This is a genomic window from Rossellomorea oryzaecorticis (assembly GCF_038405515.1).
Taxonomy (GTDB): Bacteria; Bacillota; Bacilli; order Bacillales; family Bacillaceae_B; genus Rossellomorea; species Rossellomorea oryzaecorticis_A.
The window spans coordinates 69057-77030 of the sequence record NZ_JBBYAF010000018.1 but is presented as its reverse complement, the minus strand read 5'-3'; the positions used below and the strand labels follow the sequence as shown (position 1 = coordinate 77030).

The 7974-nt window shown below is 43.5% G+C and carries 10 protein-coding genes; 7 read left to right on the top strand and 3 right to left on the bottom strand.

Features of this window, described 5'->3' with window-relative positions:
* Window positions 1-279: 279 nt before the first annotated feature.
* From AAEO50_RS10895 to AAEO50_RS10870, 6 genes are all read left to right on the top strand, one after another.
* Window positions 280-408 (top strand): hypothetical protein, encoded by a 129-nt coding sequence (locus AAEO50_RS10895; RefSeq protein ID WP_341983437.1) that lies wholly within the window; start codon window positions 280-282, stop codon window positions 406-408.
* Window positions 409-420: 12 nt separating this feature from the next.
* Entirely contained in the window at window positions 421-891 is a 471-nt protein-coding gene (locus AAEO50_RS10890) for a cytochrome c oxidase subunit II (RefSeq protein ID WP_341983435.1), read from the top strand.
* A gap of 13 nt (window positions 892-904) precedes the next feature.
* A complete protein-coding gene (locus AAEO50_RS10885) occupies window positions 905-2584 on the top strand; it encodes a cbb3-type cytochrome c oxidase subunit I (RefSeq protein ID WP_341983433.1) in 1680 nt (559 codons plus the stop codon).
* A gap of 94 nt (window positions 2585-2678) precedes the next feature.
* Window positions 2679-3308 carry an SCO family protein gene (locus AAEO50_RS10880; protein ID WP_341983431.1) on the top strand — a complete coding sequence of 210 codons (630 nt, stop codon included), beginning with the start codon at window positions 2679-2681 and terminating at the stop codon, window positions 3306-3308.
* 13 nt (window positions 3309-3321) lie between these two features.
* Window positions 3322-3876, top strand: coding sequence for a hypothetical protein (locus AAEO50_RS10875; protein WP_341983429.1), 555 nt, complete (start codon window positions 3322-3324; stop codon window positions 3874-3876).
* Window positions 3877-3956: 80 nt separating this feature from the next.
* Entirely contained in the window at window positions 3957-4349 is a 393-nt protein-coding gene (locus tag AAEO50_RS10870) for a globin (RefSeq protein ID WP_341983427.1), read from the top strand.
* A gap of 51 nt (window positions 4350-4400) precedes the next feature.
* On the opposite strand, the gene ric is transcribed toward AAEO50_RS10870, so the two are convergent.
* The 3 genes from ric to AAEO50_RS10855 all read right to left on the bottom strand — a co-directional run bounded on the left by ric (window position 4401) and on the right by AAEO50_RS10855 (window position 7077).
* A complete protein-coding gene (gene ric / locus AAEO50_RS10865; RefSeq protein ID WP_341983424.1) occupies window positions 4401-5108 on the bottom strand; it encodes an iron-sulfur cluster repair di-iron protein in 708 nt (235 codons plus the stop codon).
* Window positions 5109-5222: 114 nt separating this feature from the next.
* Window positions 5223-5918 carry a Crp/Fnr family transcriptional regulator gene (locus AAEO50_RS10860; protein ID WP_341983422.1) on the bottom strand — a complete coding sequence of 232 codons (696 nt, stop codon included), beginning with the start codon at window positions 5916-5918 and terminating at the stop codon, window positions 5223-5225.
* Window positions 5919-5961: 43 nt separating this feature from the next.
* On the bottom strand, window positions 5962-7077 hold the full coding sequence (locus AAEO50_RS10855; RefSeq protein WP_341983419.1) for a TIGR04053 family radical SAM/SPASM domain-containing protein: 1116 nt from the start codon (window positions 7075-7077) through the stop codon (window positions 5962-5964).
* A gap of 156 nt (window positions 7078-7233) precedes the next feature.
* Between AAEO50_RS10855 and AAEO50_RS10850 the strand changes: the two genes are divergently transcribed.
* Window positions 7234-7944 (top strand): YwiC-like family protein, encoded by a 711-nt coding sequence (locus tag AAEO50_RS10850; protein ID WP_341983443.1) that lies wholly within the window; start codon window positions 7234-7236, stop codon window positions 7942-7944.
* The last annotated feature ends 30 nt before the right edge of the window (window positions 7945-7974 follow it).

Genomic DNA, 7974 nt, shown 5'->3' with positions numbered 1-7974 from the left:
TAGCTTATGTGAGACCCCGCAGGCTTGCCGAGGAGGCTCACGGGCTACCCGCGGAAAGCGAAGTCTTGCACGGAAATCATTAGCGGTATTAAGAGCCACACTGAAATTGTCCCTTTTTATGGGATGCTTTTTTAATTTTGTCCAAACCTCACTTTTTGCGGCTGAATACGCAACAAATTTTTTTCAAACCCCCCCAAGTTGTGATTTAGACCACTTCAAACACCATTGCCATTGAGTATGATGACAGTAAGTTCAGTAAGTGAAAGGAGCCTGATGATATTGGAGAAGAAGATGGATGGGAAATCGAAAGAGGTTCAATGGGGCACATGGTTCTCGGTTGGAATCGTCGGACTGGTCATTTTTTTAACGTATCTCTTACTTTTTAGTTTTTATTTTTCAAGAGTATAGGAGGTTTACAGAATGAAGCTGAGTAGAGGAGAAGAAGTTTGGCTGATTGCAAGTTTTGGAATGATTCTCATTTTTATGTTCATCACAGGATATCAAACATTTGCGCTCGGAATGGGACCGCCGAGCCACCAGGAAACGATCGATCCACAGCAGGTGGATGAAACGGCTCCGTTTGATAACCCTGGCGTAAAGAAAATCGCTGATAATGAATACGAAGTGGTCATGACTCTTCAACTATTTAATTTTACTCCAGCGGAAATCGAGGTTCCTGCAGGGTCTACTGTTCATTTTATCTTAACTTCGAAGGATGTCACACATGGATTTCAGGTAGCTGATACGAATATTAACGCGATGGTAATGCCGGGGTATATTCAGAAAATCACTCAAACGTTTGATGAACCTGGAAATTATCTTGTACTGTGCAATGAATATTGCGGAGCGGGGCATCAGGCGATGAGCACGACTATCAAGGTGACAGAATAAGGGGGGACGGACGATGGAGCTGGTTAAAAAAATAGAAATGAACGTTAAGAAAAATGTGAGCCTGGGAGTATCTCCACAGGATGCGAAGCTTTCCAAAACGTACTTATTGGTTTCATTTATTGCACTCCTTCTGGGAGGAGTACTCGGGCTATTACAAGGGCTTAACCGTGCGGGCCTGCTTCAATTACCGCCATGGTTAAATTATTATCAAGTGCTGACTGCTCACGGTGTTCTGCTTGTTTTAGTACTGACTGCGTTCTTTACAATCGGGTATTTCTACGCAGCTTTGTCCCATACCTTAGGTGGACTGCTTCCAAAGGTCAGGAAAATGGCATGGATCGGCTTTTTTATGAAGACGGCTGGGCTCGTCATGGCGGTAGTTCCGATTTTGAAAAATGACGCATCGGTCCTGTATACCTTTTATCCTCCGATGGCGGCATCCCCCCTGTTCTATATTGGATTAGTCTTTATCGTACTGGGTGTATGGATGTGCGCTTTCGGTTCTTTCCTTTCAGTCGCTCACTGGAGAAAGCAGCACAAGGGTGAACATATTCCGATTCTTGCTTTCTTTGCCACGGGAGTATTTGTCCTGCTGTTCTTTGGAAGTATCCCTGTGGCCGTGGAAGTGTTCATCATTATCCCTTGGGCATTCGGATGGATCGATACGATCAATGTCATGTTGAGCCGGACGCTGTTCTGGGCTTTCGGACACACATTGGTGAACATTTGGTATCTGACGGCCGTTTCGGCATGGTACGTCACTGTTCCTAAAATCATTGGCGGAAAACGATTCAGCGACACGTTGACAAGGGTTGTCATTATCTTATTGGTCATAATGAACATTCCTGGGGGGTTCCATCACCAGATCGTCGACCCTGGCATTTCTGAGGAAATTAAATATATGCATGTGTTTATGAGCCTGGCCATTTCTTTCCCTTCTTTAATGACGGCTTATGCCATGTTTGCTGTTTTTGAAAGAACCGGGCGGGAGAAAGGCGGAAGAGGACTCTTTGGCTGGTTGAAAAAATTACCGTGGGGAGATGTAAGATTCCTTGCTCCGATGATCGCGATGATTGCGTTTATCATCGGGGGAGCGGGTGGAATTGCACAAACAACGAATCAGCTGAATCAAGTCGTTCATAACACGATGTGGGTCGTAGGGCATTTTCATATAACAGTGGGAACTTCCGTCATCCTTACTTTCTTCGGAATCAGTTACTGGCTGGTGCCCCTTGTTTCAAAACGTACACTGACACAAAACATGAATAGACTCGGAATTATTCAAACCATCATTTGGACAGTCGGGATGATTTTCATGGCTATTTCCATGCACTGGATCGGCTTGCTTGGTTCTCCGCGCAGAACGTCCTATACAACATACGGCGATCATGCAACCGCATTAAGCTGGGATCCATACTTGTTTCTCATCGCAATTGGCGGCACCCTGCTGTTCATCGGAGTTCTGCTGCAGGTGTATATAGTCTTGAATCTCATGTTCTGGGCGCCAAAGGGCGAAACCGAATTTCCGATTGCAGACAGCGATCCCAAGGATGGTAAAACACCTTATTGGACTGAAAAATGGGGCCGCTGGATTGTCATCATGCTGCTGTTGGTTGCAATGGGTTATGTCATTCCGATCGTTGACTTCATCATGAATGCGCCACCGGGTTCCCCTCCATTCAGAACATGGTAATGATCTTAAAGATAGAGCTGTCCACGGGTTTGATGAGGACGGCTCTATTTCACATCTTTCAAAAATGACAGGAACGAAATGTGGAGGTCATAAAATGAATACAATACACCGAAACCTTCTCTCGACCACTATTGTTTTGCTATTTGGATTTGGTTTGTTTTTCACCGGAACAGACGGATTTAAAGCTTTTACTGCAGAAGAAGCCAGATTACTAAAGCTGCAGGAAGAGAAACCTGAAGTACCTGATCTCGTGCTGGAAGACAGCAAGAGATCTTCTTACACATGGGATGAGTTTCAAGGGAAATATGTCTTTATCACTTTCTTTTATACTGCCTGCACGACCGTTTGTCCGCAGCTGGAAACGAATATGGCAAAGGTTTATGAGCAAGTGCCTAGGGAGTCTCTCGGGGAAGACATCGTGTTCCTGAGTATCAGCTTTGCTCCAGATCAGGATACTCCCGCAGCTTTGACTAAATATAAAGCCTATTTCGGGAGTGATGGAGAAACATGGAGAATGGCCAGAATCACTGATGAAGGAGAGTTGAATGCACTTCTTGAAGCCTTCGGCGTAATTGTCATTCCTGATAACAATGGAAATTTCACTCATAACTCTGCTTTCTATCTGGTAGATAGGGAGGGGCGGCTCCAGGAAGTGCTGGATTATAGAGACATAGATGGAGCGGCTGCTGTTGTGGATTCTTATCTTAAAATGGAAGCCAATTAAAGGAGGGGAAATGATGAAATCTTTTTACTACGGCAGCGTTTTATTCATCTTTCTTATTCTGCCTCCAGTAGCCGAGCTGCTTGAATCGGTTATGATTGTCCACATGCATATGCAAATGCCGCTCTTGATCATTGCAGGGATGCTGATGGCACCTTTATTTCAAAAAAACTCTTTCTTAAGGAAATGGAATGAAAATGGACGGCCGGGAATCCTTCTTTTTATGTTGACCTTTTCATATTGGCTGCTGCCGAGAACGATGGATGAGGCGCTTTCTTCCATGTGGATAGAAGGATTTAAGTTTATCAGTTTACCATTTTTGGCCGGCGTTCCCCTTAGAGACAGCTGGACGAAAGTAAGCAATCGAACGAAGAGGGTTGTCCTTATCGTTATTACACTTTTATCCGCCCTCATGGGATGGATCTATATTTTTTCTCCAAACCAGCTCTGTAACAACTATTTGATTGTGGAACAGGTTACACTCGGCTGGGGGTTCTGGACGATGGGGCTTTGCATCAGTATTTATATCGTGTATGACATGTTCAGTGAAAAATGGGAAGAATCTTATTAAAGCCTGTGATGATCCTCACAAACGGCAAGGTTTCTCTTTGATATAGTAATGGAAGAGTGACGAAGTAAGGAGGGGTACAATTGAAATTTCAATCTTTATACGATGAAATCGGTCCTGACCGGATACAGGAATTGGTAGAGGCATTTTATCCCAAGGTCTACAGAGATCCAGTTCTGAGGCCGCTGTTTGAAGGTGATATGTCGGAAATTATGAGAAAACAATATATGTTTCTAACCCAGTTTCTCGGAGGTCCGCCATTATACAGTGAAGAATTCGGACCGCCAGCCATGAAAGCAAGGCATCTCCCTTTCGAAATCACTCCAGAAAGGGCAAGGTGCTGGCTGAGCTGCATGAAAGAAGCATTCGAAGAAACAGGTTTAAACGACCTTCCTGAGGGCGAGGTCTTCTATACAAGGCTCACCCAAGTGGCCGCAATCATGATCAACTCAGAAGAAGATACCCTTCATTCATGAAAAAAGAAAATACCCCGTTTCTTGGAGAAACGGGGTATTTTTTATTCCAGATTACATTGTCTGTACAGCACGCGGGAAAAGAATATTATTTTCCAAGTGGATATGCTCGAATAAATCGGATTCCAGTTCTTCCAGACGCTGATAAACAAGGCGGTAGGTTCCGCATGCACCCGGAGGAGGGGTGAAATCATTTGTGACCTTTCGGATTTCTTTAATGATATCCCCTGCATGTTGATGCTCGTCTTCCAACGCAGAAAGAATGGTCAATAATTTCTCCTTGTTTTCAGGCTTTGGATTTTCTTCGAATGCAATAAGTGCCGGGAAGTCTTCCATTTCTTCCTTGATCGTATGCTGCTCAAGATCAGCCTTCAACTGATGGAACAGTTTATGAATCTGTGCTAAATGGGGGTGCTGTGCCCCGTGAACGCGAAGTACCTTGGTCACATAAGGAGTCAGTTTCGGCAGTTCTTCATTTAAGTAACGGTGATGTTTACCGACGATATATTGAATCAACTCCGTGGATGAAGCCTGTTCCCAATTGATGGTGGATTCGCTCAATCTCTTGGCTTCATCGTACAGTGCATTTAACTCAGTGAGGATTTCTTCTGAAGAAAGATTCCTTTCTTCGATCGCTTCAATTAATGGACGATTTCCTCCGCAGCAAAAGTCAATTCGATTCGCTTTGAAAAAGTCGCTGGCTTTCGGAAATTCTGTGACGATATTACCTATTATGGAAGACTCTGTGAACGTTTGTGTCATTGTAATCCCTCCCGATTGATTTACTTGTTTAACTGTCTTTATCATATCAACAACTAAAAGAGAGTTTTGTGATACATATCACAGATTAGAAGGAAGTTTATCACTAGTCTTCGATCAGTGAATGATTTCCTCTTTCAGTTTGTCAGGGTCGATGACATAGAATCCTTCGGCATCAAGTCCAATGAGATCTTTTTTCCTTAGCTGGTTAAGGGTTCGGCTGACTGTTTCCCTGGAAGTGCCGATCATGTTGGCGAGCTCTCTGTTCGTAAAATGGGTTGTGATTTTATACAGGTTTTCATGTTTTTCACCATTGGATTTTGTTAGACGGAGCAATAGCATAATAACCTGTTCATACGTATTATGGAGAATTTTTTCTTCCAAGCGGTTTTGAAGATCGACAATTTTACCTCCTAAAACACGGAACAATTTAATGCACAGCTCAGGGTGTTGAATCAGGATTTTCTCGAAATCTTTAATGGGGGTGACGATGAGCTGTGCTTTTTTTATGACCTCGGCGTTCGCAGGAAAAGTCCCCTGCCTGAAAAAACCGGCGTGGGGGAACATTTCACCGTCCTCGAGCACCGATACGATCTGTTCTTTTCCAGTTGCATCGGTCTTATAAATCTTCACGATGCCGGAGTGGATGAAGAAGACTCGGTCGAGAGGTTCTTCCTGCATGAAAATAATCGAACGGGCATTATATATTCTTGACGACGAGATCGAGATGATTGGCTGCAGCTCCTTGTCGGATAACTCCTTGAATAATGGAACGGTCTGCAGATGCTTTTTAATATCTTCTTTTTTTAACATGAAGGGCTCCTTTCTGCGTTTGGAATATCATCGCTATCACCATCTAAACATTCTTTTTCCTCATGCTCTTCGGTATATACACACATGCTGGTTCGCTTTCCAAGTAATCGCCTGTCAGGGCATAGGCTCTTGAGCGGGAACCTCCGCATACGTAGCGGAATTCGCATTGCCCGCATTTCCCTTTATATTTATCAGGATTTCTGAGGTCTTTAAAAATAGGTGAATGGCGGTAAATTTCTGATAGCGGCTGCTGCCTTACATTTCCGGCTTTGATGGGAAGAAGTCCGCTCGGATAGACGTCCCCGATATGGGAAATGAAGACAAATCCATTCCCGTCATTTATTCCTCTCGGTGCCCTTCCCAGACCATCAAATTGACCAGTTTTGCCTGAATGTAAAGCATCTTGATATTGAATCTTTTTTTGTTCATCTTTATTTTGTCTCATTTTTTCTGAGATGACCACACGTCGGTAATGCTGCGCGGCAGTGGTTTTTATATCGAAAGGAACCCGGAGGCTTAATTGATTCAGCCAGCGGAATACCTTTTCGTGCTCCAGGGGCGAAATCATGTCTGCTTCTTTACCTCTTCCAATTGGCACAAGGAAGAAGACACTCCACAACACACAATTTAACTCCTCTACCAATTCGGCCATTTCTTCAAGCATGTCTACATTATAGCGGGAGATGACGGTGTTGATTTGAAGAGGGAGTTGGAGTTCGTGAATATAGTTAATCGCGTTCATGGTCAAGTCGAATGAACCGGATGTTCCCCTGAAATGGTCATGTACTTCTGCTGTCGGTCCGTCCAGGCTGAACGCCCAGCGAGCAAGACCTACTTCTTTCGCTTTCTCAATGGACTCCTTGGTGACGTTGGGTGTTGCGCTTGGTGTCATGGAGACACGCACTCCTCTTTGAATCGCATAGGATACAATATCATATACGTCAGGCCGCATGAGCGGATCTCCGCCTGTGAACACAAGCATGGGGTTATTCATTTCATAGATGTCATCTATCAGTTTTTTTCCTTCTTCGAAATCCAGTTCAAGCGGATGGCGTTTATACTGTGCTTCTGCTCTGCAGTGAAGACAATGAAGCTCACACGCTCTTGTTAATTCCCAGATGACGATAAATGGGTTTTCGTCGAAATTCATATCAAACATCTTATTTCCTCCCGTCTTGCAATGAATGAAAGATTTATATGTTTAATGATATAGGAGGATGAGGGAGTAGTAAGTGAATTACATCACACACTTTCTTTTCTCGAAGGAGTAAGATAAAGGCATCATCGATAGGAAAGCAGGTGTACGATTGTGAAAATGGTTATCCCCAAACAACATGGTGCCTGGGCTATGTTATTGATTCCTTATATCCTGGGGATCTCTGCAAGTACCTTTCACCTTATTCACATTCCTTTGTTTATTGGCTGGTTCTTTCTGTATCTTGCCACTTATCCTTTGATCATGGTGGTGAAGGGGAAAAAGGTGTCCTTCTATAGTAAATGGGCATTGGGTTATTTAGCCGCGTCGTTCGTTTTTTTAACAATCGTTTTGGTTTATGACTGGCAAATGGTCTTCTTCGGCTTAGCAATGATTCCTTTCTTTCTATTAAACATCTACTTTGTAAAGACAAAAAATGAGCGGGCATTTGCGAATGATCTATTCGCCATTTGTGTATTTTGTATTGGGGGGCTTGCCAGTTTTTACGTGAGTACAGGCAGTCTGACTGTTGAAGGGTGGAATATTGCTCTGTTGTCATTCTTGTATTTTGCAGGCAGTACATTTTTTATTAAATCAATGATAAGAGAAAAGAAAAACACAAGGTTCAAATGGTGGTCATGGGGCTATCATGCATTTGTCATTTTTCTGCTATTCCTTTGGAAGGAATCCTGGATGTGGACGCTGCCATACGTTCCAAGCTTGATCCGGGCCATTTCCCTTCACGGTAAAAAATTGACAATCATGCAGCTGGGAATCATAGAAATCATAAACTCTTTCTTTTTCCTTCTACTTACAACCATCTTGCTATAAAATCCTGGTCCCCCGCTGCTGATTTAAAGA